The organism is Bacillus sp. SJ-10 (assembly GCF_002843505.1).
GTDB lineage: Bacteria > Bacillota > Bacilli > Bacillales > Bacillaceae > Bacillus > Bacillus velezensis.
In genome coordinates this window covers 671,586-687,976 of the sequence record NZ_CP025258.1, presented here as the reverse complement: position 1 = coordinate 687,976, position 16,391 = coordinate 671,586, and the positions used below count along the sequence as shown (strand labels likewise).

The following is a 16,391-nucleotide window of genomic DNA, read 5'->3' as shown; positions in this document are numbered from 1 at the left end:
CTTTACTTAAAAGATAAAAAACCTTTTCCATAAATTTCATCTCTTCCTTTCTTTCCAAGATCGATGGACAATTTGGACAATACATGGTTAACCTGATTATAAATATCCTCTTTTGAATTAATTCCGAATTTATCTCTATTTTGTAAAATTAATGATATTACACCGGTAACATGTGCAGCTGCTAAAGATGTACCACTTTCAGTTTTATATCCATTATTGAGGGATAGTATCGGTATATCTACACCAGGTGCAGAAAAGTCAATCTTTCCTTTAGGTGAAAAGTTAGCTATTTTATTATTTCTATCTACAGCATTAATAGAGAGAACTTTTTCATAAGCTGCTGGATAATCAACATCTCCACCATAATTGTTACCTGCGGCCGCAACGATTATGATCCCACTGTTTACTGCTTTATCAATTGCACCTCTTAACAACGGTTTATCTTTGGATAATCCAAAACTCAAATTTATTACCTGAATATTATTATCAATACACCACTCTATAGCTTTAACAAGGTTATCTAATGAACCTTTTCCTTTTGAATTTAGTACTTTAACTGAATATATTTCAGTGTCTGGAGCAATTCCAACTAATCCAAAACTATTATCTTTAGCTGCTATAATGCCTGCAATAGCAGTTCCATGCCCCACATCATCATCTGAGGTTAAAGTCATGTTTATTGGATTAAATTCTCCTTTAACTTTCCCTTTTAAATCTTTATGCTCTTTATCAATACCACTGTCTAATATAGCAACTTTCACTTTCTGTTTCTCTCTTGAAGTCCATATTGAAGCAGCATTGATTTTTTTCACCCCCCACGGTACTTCTTGTACACGGTTATGATTAATTTTTTCTGTTCCATTTCTCTCTATATGCTTAAAAATGAATAAAAAGCACGCAAAAAAACCTAATGTAAAGATTAATATAAATAATAAAATATGAGGTTTTTTAATTGCTAACACCACTTTTTGAAGATTTGAAAATATTCTCATCCTTGGCCAAGAATAACAAAACTATTATATCAATCTACAATTAAAAATCAAAGTTTTTTTAGGAAATATTTCATTGATACATTGCAGTTATAAAGTAGTGTATTTCTTAGTCACTATAAAGAAAATTGACCTTCAAATACATATTTAAAACAAATCTCAATAACTGGCATATTAACTTAAATAATTTTGAAGACTTCTGCTAGTGACGGTTTTAAAGATAATCTTTCTCTTACGGTTCTTTGAATATCAAGTTCTCCTCATTATTTTTAAACCAGTACCCCAACCGTAGTCAGCGAACAATTCGCCATTTAACTTAATCGAATTTGATCACCGGAGTTTTCTCTTTTTATCTCGAAAACTTCCCAGGATCATGAAAGCAGGTGAGCCCATGCCAATTAACAACAAACCCAATAGATTAATCGATGAGATGTCTCCATTTACTCCAACACGCCCACACCCCCGTAAACTGGCACCCGTGGGGAGAAGAAGCATTTGAAAAAGCGAAACGCGAAAACAAGCCGATTCTTGTCATTGATAGCATGTCTCTTTCTATTAAAGTAATCATTATATATTTATCTGCTTGCCAATTCCTTAATCATCAAACCCAATTCATAAATTCCCTTTTGAAGGTCTTCAAGAGATGCATAAGCATATGATAAGCGAATATAGTTCCCTTTTTCTTGAGCATAGATACTGCCGAGATTGAGAAGTATCCCTTTTGTCAAAGCTTTTGTATAAAGTAATTTCATAGATAGTGAAGGCAATATTTTTACCCAGACAAAGAATCCTCCCTTCGGCATATTCCATGTAGCGACATTCTTCAAATTGGTTTCTAAGAGACTCATGACCAATTGTCTTCTCACCTTTAATTGACTTCTCACCTGTTCTAGATGCTGCTGGTATTCACCGGATGTAAACCACTCTGCCGCTACTCTCTGGGATAACGAACTGGAGCCGTAATCTGTTTGCATTTTTATGTCGGATAAACGTTCAATCACTGGTTCCGGCCCGACGATCCATCCAATCCTTAAGCCCGGACTTAATGTTTTCGATAAACTGCCTATGTAAAGCACATGCCCATTTTTATCAATTGTTTTAATAGGATCTGGAGGAATCTCATCTATCCATAACTCACGATAAATGTCATCTTCAATAATGGGAAGCTGTGCATTCTCACTTGCCGCAAGGATTTCTTCTCGTCTCTTTTTTGACATTAAAATACCTGTCGGATTATGAAAACAAGGATTTGTATATAAAATAGCCCTTCCCCGTTCCCCCCTTGCCATGTGGATATGTTCCGGCAAAAGTCCATCATTATCCATAGGAACTCCAGTCAGCTTCATACCGGCTGATTGAAATACGTGTAATGAATAAAGATAGGAAGGCTGGTCAAGATAAACGGTCGATCCCCTTTGCAAAAGCCCCATTGATATCAGCTGCAAGGCTTGCAGTGCGCCCGAAACAATAAGAATGGAAGAAGATGAAGCTTGAATACCGATTGTTCTTAAATAGCCGCTTAATGCCTCTCTCAAAGGCAAATATCCTTTTGGTTCCTCATACCCGAATGCCTCTATGTTTTGAGATACCTTTCCCATCATCTTTTTCATAGCAGCTAAAGGAAAAATCTCATGTGAAAGTTCTCCTTTACTGAGCTGTATAAGATCGGAATTTGATTCTGATTTATTGATCTCTTGAACAATTTTTTGGCTTGGCTGCTGGATTCCGGAGGTTACATACTGATCCCAATCGGGGGCGGAATTCTTAGCCAAAAGTGTCCATGTATTGTTCGTAACAACTGTCCCTTTGCCCATTCTGCCTTCGATTAATCCATCCGCCGTCAATTCCTCTAAAGCTGTAATGACTGTGCTCCTGTTCACCTCAAAGTGTTTGGCAAGCGTGCGCTGGCTTGGAATCTTACTTCCAATCGGCCATTCTCCATTTCCTATTTTCTCTTTTATAAATTGAATGATTTGTATGTACTTAGGAAGCTTTTTCATCTTTTTTTCTTCTGGAGCGCTCATAAAAAGTATCCTCCTTAAAGTGGTTGGGTCAAAATCTATTTAACTGGTTGAAGTCATATCATCAAATCTTTATTAATATAGAAACACATTAAATAACTGGTTGGTTTTTGTAAAGAGGAGTGAGAAAGATGCGAAAGAAAACAGTTCGAATCGGTATATCTTACAGTCTGATGATTGGGTTGTGGGCATCCGCTTTCCCGGGAATTCGCGCGGGTTTGGAGAGTTACACACCGGAACACCTCGCTTTGTTTCGCTTGTTGATTGGGTCAATGGCACTGCTGGTTTTTGCTGTTTTGACTCATATGCGTTTACCTGACATGAAGGATATCCCTGCTATTTTATCTTTAGGATTTTTAGGTTTTGCACTATATCACATTTTGCTGAATATCGGAGAAAAAACAGTCAGCGCAGGGGTAGCAAGCTTACTCGTGACCATGACACCTATTTTTTCTGCAATGTTATCTCGTCTGTTTTTTGGTGAACAGTTTGGGCTTTATAAATGGATTGGCTCTATCATAAGTTTATTAGGTGTGTTGATCATTACATTTGGGGCAGGAAACTATACACATTCAGTGAACGGCATTTTGTTAATCCTGCTGGCAGCTTTTTCGGAGAGTATTTATTTCGTTTTTCAAGCCCGCTATATAAAAAAATATGGATTTATTCCATTCGTTACATTCACTATTTGGGGCGGGACAATGCCTATGCTTGTATTTCTGCCTGGCTTAGGGGAAGAGTTTTTGAACGCTTCAATGAACTCAACATTGTCTATCGTTTACTTAGGTTTATTACCAACGGTTGTGCCTTACTTTGCACTTGCATATGTAACTTCACTCGTCGGTGTTTCAGAAGCAGCCATTTCACTTTATTTAACACCAGCCGTAGCCTTGGCCATTTCTTGGGTGTGGTTAGGTGAAGTACCTGCGTTTATTGCACTGACAGGCGGGATGGTTACAGTCGCCGGGGTGTGTTTCACTTATCTGAAAGCAAATAAAATTAGGCTCAAATGAAATGAATTTTTCAGAATTGTGATATGTTAAGTATATCAATATTAAAAAGAAGAAAATCCATGATGCGATAGTTTACAACTTCTTTGCCTGCTTGACTTTCAGTTTCTGCAATTAGCGCATCAAAGGGGTGTAAGGAAATGAAGATAACAGATAGTATTTATGGCGATGATGAAATAGATGGAATTCTTGAAGAGCTTATTTTCAGTCATCCAGTACAAAGACTAAAAGGGGTTTACCAAGGAGGAGCAAGTTATTTTGTGAATCAAAAGTGGAATGTCACGAGGTATGAACATTCCATAGGCGTAATGCTCCTCATAAAAAAGCTTGGCGGTTCTTTAGAAGAACAAATCGCAGGTTTACTTCACGATGTATCTCATACCGCATTTTCACACGTTATTGATTTTGTGTTTGAAAATAAAAATGAGGATTATCACGAAAACATTTATCATCAAATCATAACTGATTCAGAGATCCCGCATATTCTTGGTAAGTATGGATTTAATTACAAAGACATTCTATTAGACAACTCTAATTGGAATTTGCTCGAACAGCCATCTCCTGAGTTATGCGCTGACCGGATAGATTATACCTTAAGAGATATGTATCGATACGGAAACATCCTAATGGAGGAAGTTGATCATTTCTTAGATCATCTAATCATTAAAGAAGGAAAAATATACTTAAAAGATATAAAAACTGCTGAATGGTTTGTAAGAACCTATTATAAAGAGGTTATTGATTTCTTTATGAATCCTCTTAATATTTACGGTTATGATTATTTGGCTAAGACTTTAAAAACCGCTTTGGATAAACAAATCATTAACATAAACACACTGCTTGGAACAGATGAAGAAGTAATGAACATCTTGCGTTCTTCCGGGGATATAGATGTTAAAAATCTTATTAGTCGCTTACATCGAAAAGTCATTGTTAAAGAAGATAAGGCTGATTATCATTTGCATCGTAGGAATAAAATGAGGCTTATTGATCCGTCTGTATTCTATGATGACAAACTTATCCCTTCTTCTGCATTATCAAATGAAATTAAAAAGATGAACGAAAACGCTAAGAAAAAAGCTGAGGAAGGGATGTATGTAAAAATAATTTTAAACTGATTTACCTCTTATGCCTGCTTGATAAAAAACCAATACAGTTTGACAAAGCAATCATTAGGCAGACGTAGGGAACAGTCGATCGTTAATGAAAAAGTAAAACACGAAAACAAGCCGGCTCTTATCAGCATTGCTATTTCGACGTGTCACTGGCGGCATAACTCTTAGAATAACCAATAAAGGCAACCAGTTTCGGCTGCCTTTTTAATTATTTTTTAGAAACCCAAGTTTAAAAACTTTTTCTCTTCTAATTTAATGACTGTTATCTTTTCTTTGGATTCATTCCATGTTACTCTGACCTCTAATTTATGACCCTTAATATCCTCCTCGGGCATATAATCAAAGGTTGAAATGTGGTCAGGTCTTTCTCCACCCTCTTTTAAGCTTTCACCATTATATTCAGATAGAGAGTAAGGACCATTCTCTTGATAAACTTTTCCGTCGACCATCAATTCAATTTGTTTGATAGTGATTTTTTTCTCTTTATTTTTGCTACCTTGCCAGTATAAGTTTAAAAAATAGTTTGGCCCAATTGATGTTTTATCTGACTTTTCGATGGAAACCTTCCACTCATTGTCATTACTTGTCCCTTTATAAAGATCTTGTTGATCGTATATTGAATATAAAACAACAAATACCCCCAATAAAATTACAATCGGAATGATTATTTTCATTATCTTTCTTTTTTTCACATACTCCACTCCTATATTTTTATAGGAAAAAATTAAATTTAACCCAAAAGAATGATGTGGCAAAAAAAGGTTTCACTAGTGATTATACCAAATTAGCTTATTATCTAAAAAGCAATAAGGCGGATGAAGTTTAACCCTGAAAATAGAGTCATAAGCCGTTCTCCTTTTTAATGACTTGGGTGTGGTTCACAAAGTTGAGTGTATGAATTTTTTTAGAGGATTGTGGTATGTTAAACGTACAAATAATAAGAGAAAGCAGGTGAGCCCATGCCAAACAATAGTAAACCCAACAGTCTAATCACGGAGAAGTCCCCCTATCTGCTCCAACACGCCCACAACCCCGTAAACTGGCACCCTTGGGGAGAAGAAGCCTTTGAAAAAGCGAAACGCGAAAACAAGCCGGTTCTTGTCAGCATCGGCTATTCGACTTGTCATTGGTGCCACGTAATGGCTCACGAGTCCTTTGAGGACGAAGAGATCGCCGGTATATTAAACGATCAATTCATAGCCATCAAGGTTGATCGTGAAGAGCGGCCTGATGTGGATTCCGTGTATATGAGAATCTGCCAGCTGATGACGGGGCAGGGCGGGTGGCCGCTGAACGTGTTCGTCACACCAGATCAAAAGCCGTTTTATGTGGGGACGTATTTTCCGAAGACGAGCAAATATAACCGTCCGGGCTTTATCGATGTGCTTGAACATCTGTCCGAAACGTTTGCGAATGACCGGCAGCATGTCGAGGATATCGCCGAAAACGCCGCCGCTCATCTTGAAGTCAAGGTTCACCCGGCTGAGGGCATGCTTGGCGAACAGGCGGTTCATGACACGTATCGCCAGCTGGCCGGCGGGTTTGATACGGTGTACGGCGGGTTCGGCCAGGCTCCGAAATTTCCGATGCCGCATATGCTCATGTTTCTGCTTCGCTACTACAGCTATACGGGCAAGGAACAGGCTTTGGCCGGCGTAACCAAGACACTCGACGGCATGGCGAACGGCGGGATTTTTGACCACATCGGGTTCGGATTCGCCCGCTACTCGACTGATAATGAATGGCTCGTGCCGCATTTTGAGAAAATGCTGTATGACAACGCCCTTCTCCTGACCGCATATACAGAAGCCTACCAAGTCACGGGCAATGAGCGCTACAAACAGATTGCGATGCAGATCGTAACGTTTATTCAGCGGGAAATGATGCATGAAGACGGCAGCTTTTTCTCAGCTTTAGACGCCGATACTGAAGGCCGTGAGGGGAAATATTACATATGGTCCAAAAAAGAAATCATGAATCTTCTCGGTGATGAACTCGGCCCGCTTTACTGCAAGGTGTATAACATCACAGATCAAGGCAATTTTGAAGGCGAAAACATCCCGCACCTCATTTTCACGCGGCGTGAGGCCATCCTCGAAGAGACCGGCCTCACCGGAAATGAGCTGGCCGAACGCCTTGAAGAGGCAAGAACAAAATTGCTGGAGGCGCGTGAAAACAGAAGCTATCCGCATACAGATGACAAAGTGCTGACCTCATGGAACGCGCTCATGATTGCCGGGCTGGCAAAGGCCGCAAAGGTATTTCACGAGCCTGACTTTCTCAGCATGGCGGAAACAGCGATCCGCTTTCTCGAACGGCACCTCATGCCGGACGGGCGCGTCATGGTCCGCTATCGCGAGGGCGAAGTGAAAAACAAAGGGTTTATCGATGATTACGCTTTTCTCATCTGGGCTTACCTTGAACTGTATGAAGCGGGTTTTCATCCGTCTTATCTGCAGAAAGCGAAAACGTTATGTACAAGCATGCTGGAGCTGTTCTGGGATGAACGGCACGGAGGCTTCTTCTTTACGGGGAATGATGCCGAAACCCTTCTTGTCAGGGAAAAAGAGGTTTATGACGGGGCAGTGCCTTCCGGAAACAGCGCGGCTGCCGTACAGCTGCTTCGTCTCGGCCGCCTGACGGGTGACATATCACTGATTGAAAAAGCCGAAGCGATGTTTTCCGTGTTCAAACGGGAAATAGAGGCCTATCCGAGCAGCAACGCTTTCTTCATGCAAAGCGTACTGGCACACACAATGCCCCAAAAAGAAATCGTTGTTTTCGGAAGGAAAGATGACCCGGACAGAAAACGTTTCATTGAGGCGCTTCAGGAGCATTTCACTCCCGCCTATACGATTCTCGCCGCAGAACATCCGGAAGAGCTTGCCGGCATTTCTGACTTTGCCGCGGGTTATCAAATGATCGATGGGAAGACAACTGTCTACATTTGTGAAAATTTCGCCTGCCGGAGACCGACGACGGATATTGATGAAGCGATGAACACCTTACAAATCAGCAGCAGAGCCTAGGCGGCCTGCTGCTTTTCTTTTTTCACAAAACGGAACGCGAGCCATGCAAAGATGATATTGATCACCAGAGTCGATATGCAATCATATATTTCATAGCCGCCGGCTGCTGTTGTAAATATCGACGGAATGCCGCCATACACCGAATGATCCTCTGTGAGAAAGATAAATAAAAACATATTATTGGCAGCGTGACCGCCAAGGGACATCTCCAGACTGCCCGTTTTAATCGTGATAAAGGTCCAGATCATGCCAATGGTGACATATCCGATTCCCGCCCAGAGAGCTCCATTTTCCATCTCCGGATTTCCGAAATGAAGTGCGCCGAATAATCCGCCGATAATGACTGTCAGAACCACCGCGTTTGCCGTCAATTTTCCGGCGAACTGAAGCAGAAAACCGCGAAAGAGAAATTCCTCCGCAGAGGTTTGAATCGGCACCAACAAGACGGCCGCCGCTAACAGCAGCAGAAAACGTGAAGCATGGAATTCCTGAAGCATGAAACGATCCGGATGAATTGTAAAATCAATCAGCCCCGCGACAAACATCAACACAACATATGTGCCGAATCCAAAGAAAATTCTCTTCCAGTTCAGCGACTGATTCGGTGTGATGATGGATAAAAACCGCCGCTTCATAATGAAACGAACCGCTATCCAAATGCCCGGAATCGCTATGAAATAGACGATATGCTGTAAATAAATATCCGCCAGCGGGTCACTTAATGCCGCCTCATCCCAATTTATCGTCAGTGAAGGGTTGAAAGCGGACGTGAGAAACATATAAAACACGGTCAGTATGCTTCCAAAAAAGAACAAACCCACAATGACCAACAGAGAAAGAAGATATCTCGATACACTATTTCTTCCCTCTGCGGGCCGTACAAACGTATTCATATTTATGCATCAACTTCCTTTCCTTCAACATTTTACAATATAAACAGAAACAGATATAGGAAATGTTATATATTTTAAGAAGAAAGCGCTATGCCGTTTCCTTTGGCTCTGGTTATTTACACTCTGTTTTTGCCAAAAAAAGACCTTTATAATGTATTCGTCAGATAAATTTACAGTATTTTCTGATTACAATTGCAAAGTCAGGGGGTTTTTTATGAAACATCAGACATTCTCAAATGTAGCGAACCGATTAGACCGTCTCCCCATTTCGCGTGTGCACTATCAAGTATTAACCGCTCTCGGAATCATCTATTTTTTCGATCTCGCTGATCTGTTTACGCTCAGCAACGTGGCTCCGGCGCTGATTGAGCATTGGGGCGTGAAGCTGTCCACCATTGCCGACATTACGGCCGCATCCTTCCTGGGCATGTTTTTAGGCGCGTCCATCGGCGGAAGGCTGTCCGATCGGATCGGCAGGAAAAAAGCGCTGAATTGTTTTGTCCTTGTCTTTTCGATCTCATCTTTTCTGAATGCGCTGGCATGGGACATTCCGTCCTTAATGATTTTCCGCTTCTTGACCGGGCTCGGCGTCGCGGCCGCCATGATTGTGACGAACAGCTATTTGGCGGAATTTTTTCCATCCTCCGTACGGGGAAAATACATCTCCCTTTGCGCCATGATCGGACTGATCGGCGTTCCCGTCACAAACGTTGTTTCCGCTTTTGTCATTCCTTTAGGCTCATGGGGGTGGCGGCTCGTATTCGTATGGGGGGCGGCCGGTCTCATTTATTTCTTTTTTATCCGCCGGCTTGAGGAATCGCCGCGCTGGCACGAAAATCGGGGCGCATATAATCAGGCAAACACCATTATGAACCGTCTTGAAGCACGTATAGAGAAAGAAAAAGGCCCGCTTCCCGCGCCAAAAGAGGCGGCTGAAGTACATACAGTGAAGCACGCAGGCTACTTAGGGCTGTTTCAGGGCAGGAATTTAAAGATCACCATCATCCTGTCAGCGGTATGGATTCTTGAAACCTTTGGCTTTTACGGCTTTGCTTCATGGGTGCCCAGCCTGCTGAAAAGCAACGGCATCACCATGGAAAAAACGCTGTGGTACAATGTGCTTCACTCTGTCGGCGCGCCGCTTGGCGCATTGCTCGGTTCCATGATATCCGAGACGTTCCAAAGGAAATGGATTCTGGCCGCAAGCGCTTTTCTGACTGCCATTGCCGGACTGTTATACGGCATGACGTTTATTCCCGTCATGATTATTGTGTTTGGATTTGTCGTTAACGTCACGGAACGGATCTTCACCTCAAACTTATACGCCTATACTTCGGAGCCGTATCCTACGGAATATCGCTCGGCCGGGAGCGGGCTGGCGTACGGGCTCGGCCGTTTTTCCAACATATTCGGCTCCCTGCTCGTCGGATTTATTGCCGTTAAGCTCGGCTACATCAGCGTCTTTTTGTTCATCGGTGGCTGCTGGCTTCTATGTTCCGTTTTGTTAATCCTCTTCGGCCCGAAAACAAATGCTCAGCAAATTTAATCAAAAAAACAGTGCGGGTTCCCCCGCACTGTTACACTGTGATTTCTATCAAATTGCCTTCCCAATCCTCTATCACACTCTCATAATATCCGTCACCCGTTACGCGCGGGCCGCTTACAACCTGAAATCCGTCGTTTTTAAACGTCTCCGTCAATTCATTCACCCGCTCCTTGCTGCCTGTAGAAAATGCGAGATGCGCCCATCCGGTCATATTCTGTGACGGAGCTTCATCAATGCCGCCTTTTTTCATAAGTTCCAGCCTGCTTCCGGAGTCAAATGTCAGAAAATACGATTTGAAATCTTTTTTCTCATTATGATAAAGGTCATTGGCCTTGGCGCCGAAGTATGTCTCATAAAACTCTTTCATCCGTTCTAAATCTTTCACCCATATCGCTGCATGTTCAATTCGCATATGTCCGCCTCCTTTTTTTCTCAATCTAGTTATAAAGCATGAAACCCATTTCAGCTCAAGACTTTTTCCGCTGAAATTGATGCATAATTTGTTTTTTAGCCGTTTCTTCGTGAAAAAACAATAAAAATGCTTCCTTTCCGACCCGTTCCAAATGAAGTTCCAGAGATGGAATATTCAATGCCCGGCTGACGCTCAGATTTCCCTCGCCGATGATCTCCGCGTCCCATTTCTGTTCTTTCGCAAACTGGTACAAGCCGGCAGCCACGTCATCACTGTGCGCATAGATGGCCGTCGGCGCCTTGTCGAAACCCCGGAAGTGCTCACCCGCCCGCTTTCCGTCGTCCATATCATGGCATCCGACCAGAATGCGGGTTTCATCAAGAGAGCCGAAAACCGCCTTATATGCGGTTACCTTGTCGGCCGTACTCGGGCTTTTTTCCGCTTCCCGCACACATGTAAAAGCAACGTCTTGATGCCCGCGGTTCTTCAAATACAAAAAGCTTTCTCTGTATGCTGCCTGCCTGTCATTATAAGCGCAGGGAATCTCTTGATGCTGTGTATATTCACAAGCGACAATGGGACCGTATTCCAGGTAAGGTACGGCGGTTTCCCATTCATTCGCACGGGACGTGACAATCAGTCCGTCAATCTTTTTCATTTTCAGCAGTTCGAAATATGTCAACTCTATAGCGGGGTCATAGTTGGTGGGGAGAAGGGTTGTCACGTAATCATGGGCAAACGCTTCCTTCGTGATACCGTTTACAATTTTGTCAAAGCAGGGATGGTCGCTGTACGGCAAAATCACGCCGATTGTATTGGTCTTTCCGCGAATCAGATCAATGGCGGTTCGATTAGGGGTATAATCCAGCTCCTTCATCACTTGATTCACAAGACGCCTTTTCTCCTCAGATACGTACGGGTGTCGGTTTAACACGCGTGATACGGTGGCCACCGACACATTCGCCAGTTTCGCAATCTCTTTTATATTTGCCATGTGCTCCTCCATTTTCAGTGATAAAAAAGCAGCAAGAGTGGATTTCTCTTACTGCTATCTCATCATAAATCCACTGTCATTTCAACAGGGCAATGGTCAGAACCCATGATATCGGCACAAATGGCCGCTTCGCTGATCCGCGGCTTCAGTCTGTCTGAAACAATGACGTAATCAAGCCGCCAGCCGATGTTTTTCTCACGTGCGTTCGTCCTGTAAGACCACCAGGAATAGGCGCCTTCCCGATCAGGCGATCTGAATGTCGCACACAGGGAGATAGACTTAAAAAATCCGAAAGCCAACCGGAAGAACGCCGGTTTCTCGGATCAGGAGCGGGAAGCGTTCAGCGCCCTGCTGAACGCCGGATTTACCGATTCATTCCGCTATTTATATCCATAGAACACGTGCAGCGGCTTTTCTTTCGAAAAAACAGCCGTGCCTGAGTAGCCTTTTTTCACCGCATAGTTCCAATAGGCGTGATATCCTTCAGGCTGTAATGATACTTGTCCGTCCTGTACTTTTGTTTCTTGCAGACATAGAATATCCGCTGCCGTTTCCTGAACGTAAGTATTGATATCTATCTTTTTCATCACGGCACGCAAGCCGTTTACATTCCAAGAAATCAGTTTCATGTGTTCCCTCCTGTCCGGCTCAGCCGGTATTCCAGTGTTTCAATGTTTCCGCCCTCTAATGCCAGCAGCTGCTTTTTCATTTCTAAACCGCCTCTGAATCCGGTCAGTTTCCCATTTTTTCCGATGACGCGATGGCACGGAACCGTAATCAATACCGGATTTCTTCCAATTGCGGCGCCCACGGCTCTTACGGCTGCCGGTTTCTGAATCATTTCTGCTATATCCGAATAGGAGTATGTCTCGCCGTACGGTATGTCCATAAGCGCTTTCCATACAGCAAGCTGAAATTCTGTGCCGTAAAGATCCACCGGCACTGAAAAAGCTGATCTGCCATTTTCAATGTACTCGGACAGCTCTGCCGTGTAAGATGCCAGCTTTTCATCATTACGTGCCAATCGGTATTGCGGTATTGCTTTTTTTGCCCACTGCTCAAGCTCTTCAAAGCTTCCATGATTTGAACCTATAAAGCAAAGCCCCTTAGATGTGGCGGCTGTATACAGGCTCCAATCATTCCGTGTGAAGAGTGTCCAATAGATCATAGGCTCTTTACTCATATTGAACCTCCCTGTCCCATTTTGGCCGTTTTTCTGTATTCTGTGGGCGAACTCCCGGTTCTCTTTTTAAAAAGAATCGCGAAATGCGCTGTGTTTGGAATTCCGACAGTCAGAGCGATCTCCATGACTGTCATATCAGTATGCTTTAAAAGGTGTTCCGCCTTCGACAATCTTATTTTCTGTATATACGCAATCGGGGACATTCCCCTGATTTTTTTAAATGTCCGCTGTAAATGATAGGGGCTGCCGTGACACATTTCGGCCAGTACACTCAGAGTCAGGGATTCGTGATAATGGCGTTCAATGTATTCAATGATTTGAGCAATCCATTCTTCATCAGGAAGACGAAGACCGTTCGGCCGGCACCTTTTACAGGGACGAAAATGTTTATCGAGCGCTGCATCAGCCGTATCAAACACCAACACGTTTTCTTTATTCGGAACTCTCGATTTACAAGAAGGCCGGCAGAAAATCCCCGTCGTTTTTACTGCATAATAAAATGCCCCGTCATAAGAAGCATCATTGTGTATGATTGCGCTCCACTTTTCATCAGTCAGGATATTTCTGTCTGTCTCCATCTCAGCCACCCCCTGTTTTTCAGTATAAACAAATTCATTGCATAAGTACGCGTTTTTGAATAGAGGAGCAAGATAACAAAGATATAGGTGTCAGGAGCACTTCCATGTTTCATGTGAAACATTTCGGCAGGATGGAGGGGGACTGATATAAAAAAAGAGCAGGAGCCCGCAGGCTCTTGCTCTTTTCTTTCGGCTTACTCGCCAGTTACGTATGGAAGTAAAGCCATTTGACGTGCGCGTTTGATCGCGATAGTCAATTTACGTTGGTATTTCGCGTTTGTTCCAGTTACACGGCGAGGTAAGATTTTACCACGCTCAGAAACAAACTTTCTAAGAAGATCTACATCTTTGTAATCGATGTGCGTAATGCCGTTAGAAGTGAAGTAACAAACCTTACGGCGTTTCGCACGACCGCCTCTGCGTCCTCCTGCCATTGTCATTTCCCACCTTTCTCGTTATGAATATAGCGATAATCTATTAGAACGGAAGATCATCATCCGAGATGTCAATCGGCTTGCCGTCGTTGGCAAATGGATCATCATTAAAGCTGTTCCCTTGATTTCGTCTCTGGTTGTTCTGATTTCCGCCGAACGGATTATCATTTTGGCCTCCGCCAAAGTATTGGCCTCCGCCGCTGTTTCCTTCGTTGTATCCGCCTGATCCAGAACCGCCGCTGTTTTTAGGCTCAAGAAATTGAACACTTTCAGCTTGGACTTCTGTCACGAAGACACGCTGTCCCTGCTGATTTTCATAATTTCTTGTCTGGAGTCGGCCGTCTACGCCGGCAAGGCTTCCTTTTTTAAGAAAGTTTGCAACGTTTTCGGCTTGTCTTCTCCAAGTGACACAATTAATGAAATCGGCTTCACGTTCTCCGGACTGGTTCGTGAATGTACGATTCACAGCAAGAGTAAACGTGGCGACAGCCGCACCGCTTGGCGTATAACGAAGCTCTGGGTCTTTTGTCAGTCTTCCGACTAATACAACTCGGTTAAGCATATGAAAGACCACCTTTTAACATTATATATTTCAAATTGCTTATTCTTCTTCTTTAACAACGATGTGGCGAATGATATCGTCACTGATCTTAGCTAAACGGTCGAATTCAGCAACCGCTGCAGCTTCAGACTGAACGTTTAAGATTTGGTAGAAACCGTCACGGAAATCATTGATTTCGTAAGCAAGACGACGTTTACCCCAATCTTTTGTTCCAGTGATCTCCGCTCCGTTAGAAGTCAATACGTTGTTGAAACGCTCGATAACTGCCTTCTTTGACTCTTCGTCAATGTTCGGACGGATAATGTACATAACTTCGTACTTTTTCATCTGTTTGCACCTCCTTTTGGTCTAAGCGGCCCTATAATGGGCAAGGAGCAATAATTCTATTACTCACAAGTTTATATTATACCAAAGCTCTTGTCCCTTTACAACTGTGTCCTATACATTAAATCGGAAATGAATGACATCTCCGTCTTGGACTACATATTCTTTACCTTCCAGACGCACTTTTCCGGCTTCTTTCGCTCCGGACATTCCGCCGCCTGCCAAAAGGTCTTCATAAGCAACCGTTTCAGCGCGGATAAAGCCGCGTTCAAAGTCAGTGTGGATGATACCCGCACACTCAGGAGCTTTCATGCCTTTTCTGAATGTCCATGCGCGCACTTCCTGTTCGCCCGCCGTAAAGTATGTCGCAAGGCCGAGAAGAGAGTATGACGCTTTAATCAGCTGATCAAGACCTGACTCTTCGATGCCGAGCTCCTCAAGGAACATTTGCTTTTCTTCGCCTTCCAATTCAGCAATTTCAGACTCGATTTTCGCACAGACGACGATAACTTCGGCGTTTTCACCCGCGGCGTACTCCCGGATTTTCGCAACATATTCATTATCTGAAGGATCAGCCACTTCATCCTCGCTTACATTTGCCACATAAAGCACGGGTTTTGACGTAAGCAAATGAAGCTGCTTCACAAGCTTTTGCTGTTCTTCCGTAAATTCAACGGAACGGGCAGGCTTTTCTTGTTCGAAAGCTTCTTTTAATTTAGACAGAATGTCAAATTCAAAAACCGCTTCTTTGTCTTTTTGCTTCGCAAGCTTGCTTACACGCGTGATGCGTTTTTCGACTGTCTCCATGTCGGCAAGAATCAATTCAAGGTTGATCGTTTCAATATCGTCAATCGGATCGACTTTCCCTGACACGTGCGTAATATTGTCATCAGCGAATGCCCGTACAACGTGACAGATCGCATCTACCTGACGGATATGAGAAAGAAACTTATTTCCGAGTCCTTCACCTTTAGATGCGCCTTTTACGATCCCCGCGATATCAGTGAATTCAAACGCTGTCGGCACCGTTTTTTTCGGGTTCACCAATTCAGTCAGCTTTTGCAGACGTTCATCCGGCACTTCCACGATTCCCACGTTCGGATCAATTGTACAGAACGGGTAGTTGGCTGATTCGGCACCAGCCTGGGTAATTGCATTAAATAACGTCGATTTTCCGACATTCGGCAAACCGACAATTCCAGCAGTTAAAGCCATTCTTTCATCTCCTCTATATCAAACCATCATCGTATAAACGTATTGTAAACCTAGAGCAATTATAAGGAGGTTCATAGGAAAAGACA

General features: G+C 43.0%; 16 protein-coding genes and 2 pseudogenes. 5 read left to right on the top strand and 13 right to left on the bottom strand.

What is annotated here, in order from left to right; genetic code table 11:
• Positions 1–2: 2 nt before the first annotated feature.
• Complete coding sequence (locus CXL14_RS03570) at positions 3–992, bottom strand: S8 family peptidase (protein ID WP_014419375.1); 990 nt, start codon at positions 990–992, stop codon at positions 3–5.
• A gap of 388 nt (positions 993–1,380) precedes the next feature.
• Between CXL14_RS03570 and CXL14_RS20360 the strand changes: the two are divergent.
• Positions 1,381–1,522 (top strand): annotated as a pseudogene (locus CXL14_RS20360) (DUF255 domain-containing protein); the annotation flags it as partial.
• A gap of 42 nt (positions 1,523–1,564) precedes the next feature.
• Here CXL14_RS20360 and pdxR read toward each other — a convergent pair.
• Complete coding sequence (gene pdxR, locus CXL14_RS03560) at positions 1,565–3,013, bottom strand: MocR-like pyridoxine biosynthesis transcription factor PdxR (protein WP_014419376.1); 1,449 nt, start codon at positions 3,011–3,013, stop codon at positions 1,565–1,567.
• 128 nt (positions 3,014–3,141) lie between these two features.
• On the opposite strand from pdxR, the gene CXL14_RS03555 reads away from it, so the two are divergent.
• The gene (locus CXL14_RS03555) at positions 3,142–4,023 is read left to right on the top strand and encodes a DMT family transporter (RefSeq protein WP_061890931.1); all 882 of its coding nucleotides are present in this window, start codon (positions 3,142–3,144) and stop codon (positions 4,021–4,023) included.
• A 137-nt stretch (positions 4,024–4,160) separates the two neighbouring features.
• Positions 4,161–5,138 carry an HD domain-containing protein gene (locus CXL14_RS03550; RefSeq protein WP_022554054.1) on the top strand — a complete coding sequence of 326 codons (978 nt, stop codon included), beginning with the start codon at positions 4,161–4,163 and terminating at the stop codon, positions 5,136–5,138.
• 212 nt (positions 5,139–5,350) lie between these two features.
• Here CXL14_RS03550 and CXL14_RS03545 read toward each other — a convergent pair whose 3' ends face one another.
• Positions 5,351–5,827 carry a DUF4944 domain-containing protein gene (locus tag CXL14_RS03545; protein ID WP_021494598.1) on the bottom strand — a complete coding sequence of 159 codons (477 nt, stop codon included), beginning with the start codon at positions 5,825–5,827 and terminating at the stop codon, positions 5,351–5,353.
• Between the two features lie 267 nt (positions 5,828–6,094).
• Here CXL14_RS03545 and CXL14_RS03540 point away from each other — a divergent pair, with 267 nt between their 5' ends.
• Positions 6,095–8,164 (top strand): thioredoxin domain-containing protein, encoded by a 2,070-nt coding sequence (locus CXL14_RS03540; RefSeq protein WP_101287667.1) that lies wholly within the window; start codon positions 6,095–6,097, stop codon positions 8,162–8,164.
• Here CXL14_RS03540 and CXL14_RS03535 read toward each other — a convergent pair.
• A complete protein-coding gene (locus tag CXL14_RS03535; protein WP_017418443.1) occupies positions 8,161–9,057 on the bottom strand; it encodes a CPBP family intramembrane glutamic endopeptidase in 897 nt (298 codons plus the stop codon). The genes CXL14_RS03540 and CXL14_RS03535 overlap by 4 nt on opposite strands.
• A gap of 214 nt (positions 9,058–9,271) precedes the next feature.
• Between CXL14_RS03535 and CXL14_RS03530 the strand changes: the two genes are divergently transcribed.
• Positions 9,272–10,603 carry an MFS transporter gene (locus CXL14_RS03530; RefSeq protein ID WP_101287665.1) on the top strand — a complete coding sequence of 444 codons (1,332 nt, stop codon included), beginning with the start codon at positions 9,272–9,274 and terminating at the stop codon, positions 10,601–10,603.
• Between the two features lie 31 nt (positions 10,604–10,634).
• Here CXL14_RS03530 and CXL14_RS03525 read toward each other — a convergent pair whose 3' ends face one another.
• From CXL14_RS03525 to ychF, 9 genes and pseudogenes are all read right to left on the bottom strand, one after another.
• The gene (locus CXL14_RS03525; RefSeq protein WP_094296144.1) at positions 10,635–11,015 is read right to left on the bottom strand and encodes a VOC family protein; all 381 of its coding nucleotides are present in this window, start codon (positions 11,013–11,015) and stop codon (positions 10,635–10,637) included.
• Between the two features lie 55 nt (positions 11,016–11,070).
• Entirely contained in the window at positions 11,071–12,009 is a 939-nt protein-coding gene (locus CXL14_RS03520; RefSeq protein WP_021494593.1) for a LacI family DNA-binding transcriptional regulator, read from the bottom strand.
• A gap of 62 nt (positions 12,010–12,071) precedes the next feature.
• Positions 12,072–12,638 (bottom strand): annotated as a pseudogene (locus CXL14_RS20615) (endonuclease/exonuclease/phosphatase family protein).
• Positions 12,635–13,192 carry a methylated-DNA--[protein]-cysteine S-methyltransferase gene (locus tag CXL14_RS03510; RefSeq protein WP_101287663.1) on the bottom strand — a complete coding sequence of 186 codons (558 nt, stop codon included), beginning with the start codon at positions 13,190–13,192 and terminating at the stop codon, positions 12,635–12,637. Before CXL14_RS03510 ends, CXL14_RS20615 begins: the two are co-directional and overlap by 4 nt.
• On the bottom strand, positions 13,189–13,770 hold the full coding sequence (locus tag CXL14_RS03505; RefSeq protein ID WP_101287662.1) for a bifunctional transcriptional activator/DNA repair enzyme AdaA: 582 nt from the start codon (positions 13,768–13,770) through the stop codon (positions 13,189–13,191). Before CXL14_RS03505 ends, CXL14_RS03510 begins: the two co-directional genes overlap by 4 nt.
• Before the next feature lie 194 nt (positions 13,771–13,964).
• On the bottom strand, positions 13,965–14,204 hold the full coding sequence (rpsR, locus tag CXL14_RS03500; protein ID WP_004392983.1) for a 30S ribosomal protein S18: 240 nt from the start codon (positions 14,202–14,204) through the stop codon (positions 13,965–13,967).
• A 43-nt stretch (positions 14,205–14,247) separates the two neighbouring features.
• Positions 14,248–14,766: a single-stranded DNA-binding protein SsbA gene (ssbA, locus tag CXL14_RS03495; RefSeq protein WP_004392979.1), complete on the bottom strand. Its 519-nt coding sequence runs from the start codon at positions 14,764–14,766 to the stop codon at positions 14,248–14,250.
• A 39-nt stretch (positions 14,767–14,805) separates the two neighbouring features.
• Positions 14,806–15,093: a 30S ribosomal protein S6 gene (gene rpsF / locus CXL14_RS03490; protein ID WP_004392977.1), complete on the bottom strand. Its 288-nt coding sequence runs from the start codon at positions 15,091–15,093 to the stop codon at positions 14,806–14,808.
• Between the two features lie 111 nt (positions 15,094–15,204).
• On the bottom strand, positions 15,205–16,305 hold the full coding sequence (gene ychF, locus CXL14_RS03485; RefSeq protein ID WP_004392975.1) for a redox-regulated ATPase YchF: 1,101 nt from the start codon (positions 16,303–16,305) through the stop codon (positions 15,205–15,207).
• Between the last annotated feature and the right edge of the window lie 86 nt (positions 16,306–16,391).

What these genes read in the sequence shown, in the direction of transcription:
- rpsF (WP_004392977.1), bottom strand. Translation starts at nt 15,093, where the DNA reads ATGAAAAAGTACGAAGTTATGTACATTATCCGTCCGAACATTGACGAA.
- CXL14_RS03555 (WP_061890931.1), top strand. Translation starts at nt 3,142, where the DNA reads ATGCGAAAGAAAACAGTTCGAATCGGTATATCTTACAGTCTGATGATT.
- ssbA (WP_004392979.1), bottom strand. Translation starts at nt 14,766, where the DNA reads ATGCTTAACCGAGTTGTATTAGTCGGAAGACTGACAAAAGACCCAGAG.
- CXL14_RS03530 (WP_101287665.1), top strand. Translation starts at nt 9,272, where the DNA reads ATGAAACATCAGACATTCTCAAATGTAGCGAACCGATTAGACCGTCTC.
- CXL14_RS03505 (WP_101287662.1), bottom strand. Translation starts at nt 13,770, where the DNA reads ATGGAGACAGACAGAAATATCCTGACTGATGAAAAGTGGAGCGCAATC.
- CXL14_RS03570 (WP_014419375.1), bottom strand. Translation starts at nt 992, where the DNA reads ATGAGAATATTTTCAAATCTTCAAAAAGTGGTGTTAGCAATTAAAAAA.
- pdxR (WP_014419376.1), bottom strand. Translation starts at nt 3,013, where the DNA reads ATGAGCGCTCCAGAAGAAAAAAAGATGAAAAAGCTTCCTAAGTACATA.
- ychF (WP_004392975.1), bottom strand. Translation starts at nt 16,305, where the DNA reads ATGGCTTTAACTGCTGGAATTGTCGGTTTGCCGAATGTCGGAAAATCG.
- CXL14_RS03550 (WP_022554054.1), top strand. Translation starts at nt 4,161, where the DNA reads ATGAAGATAACAGATAGTATTTATGGCGATGATGAAATAGATGGAATT.
- CXL14_RS03525 (WP_094296144.1), bottom strand. Translation starts at nt 11,015, where the DNA reads ATGCGAATTGAACATGCAGCGATATGGGTGAAAGATTTAGAACGGATG.
- CXL14_RS03540 (WP_101287667.1), top strand. Translation starts at nt 6,095, where the DNA reads ATGCCAAACAATAGTAAACCCAACAGTCTAATCACGGAGAAGTCCCCC.
- CXL14_RS03510 (WP_101287663.1), bottom strand. Translation starts at nt 13,192, where the DNA reads ATGAGTAAAGAGCCTATGATCTATTGGACACTCTTCACACGGAATGAT.
- CXL14_RS03535 (WP_017418443.1), bottom strand. Translation starts at nt 9,057, where the DNA reads ATGAATACGTTTGTACGGCCCGCAGAGGGAAGAAATAGTGTATCGAGA.
- rpsR (WP_004392983.1), bottom strand. Translation starts at nt 14,204, where the DNA reads ATGGCAGGAGGACGCAGAGGCGGTCGTGCGAAACGCCGTAAGGTTTGT.
- CXL14_RS03520 (WP_021494593.1), bottom strand. Translation starts at nt 12,009, where the DNA reads ATGGCAAATATAAAAGAGATTGCGAAACTGGCGAATGTGTCGGTGGCC.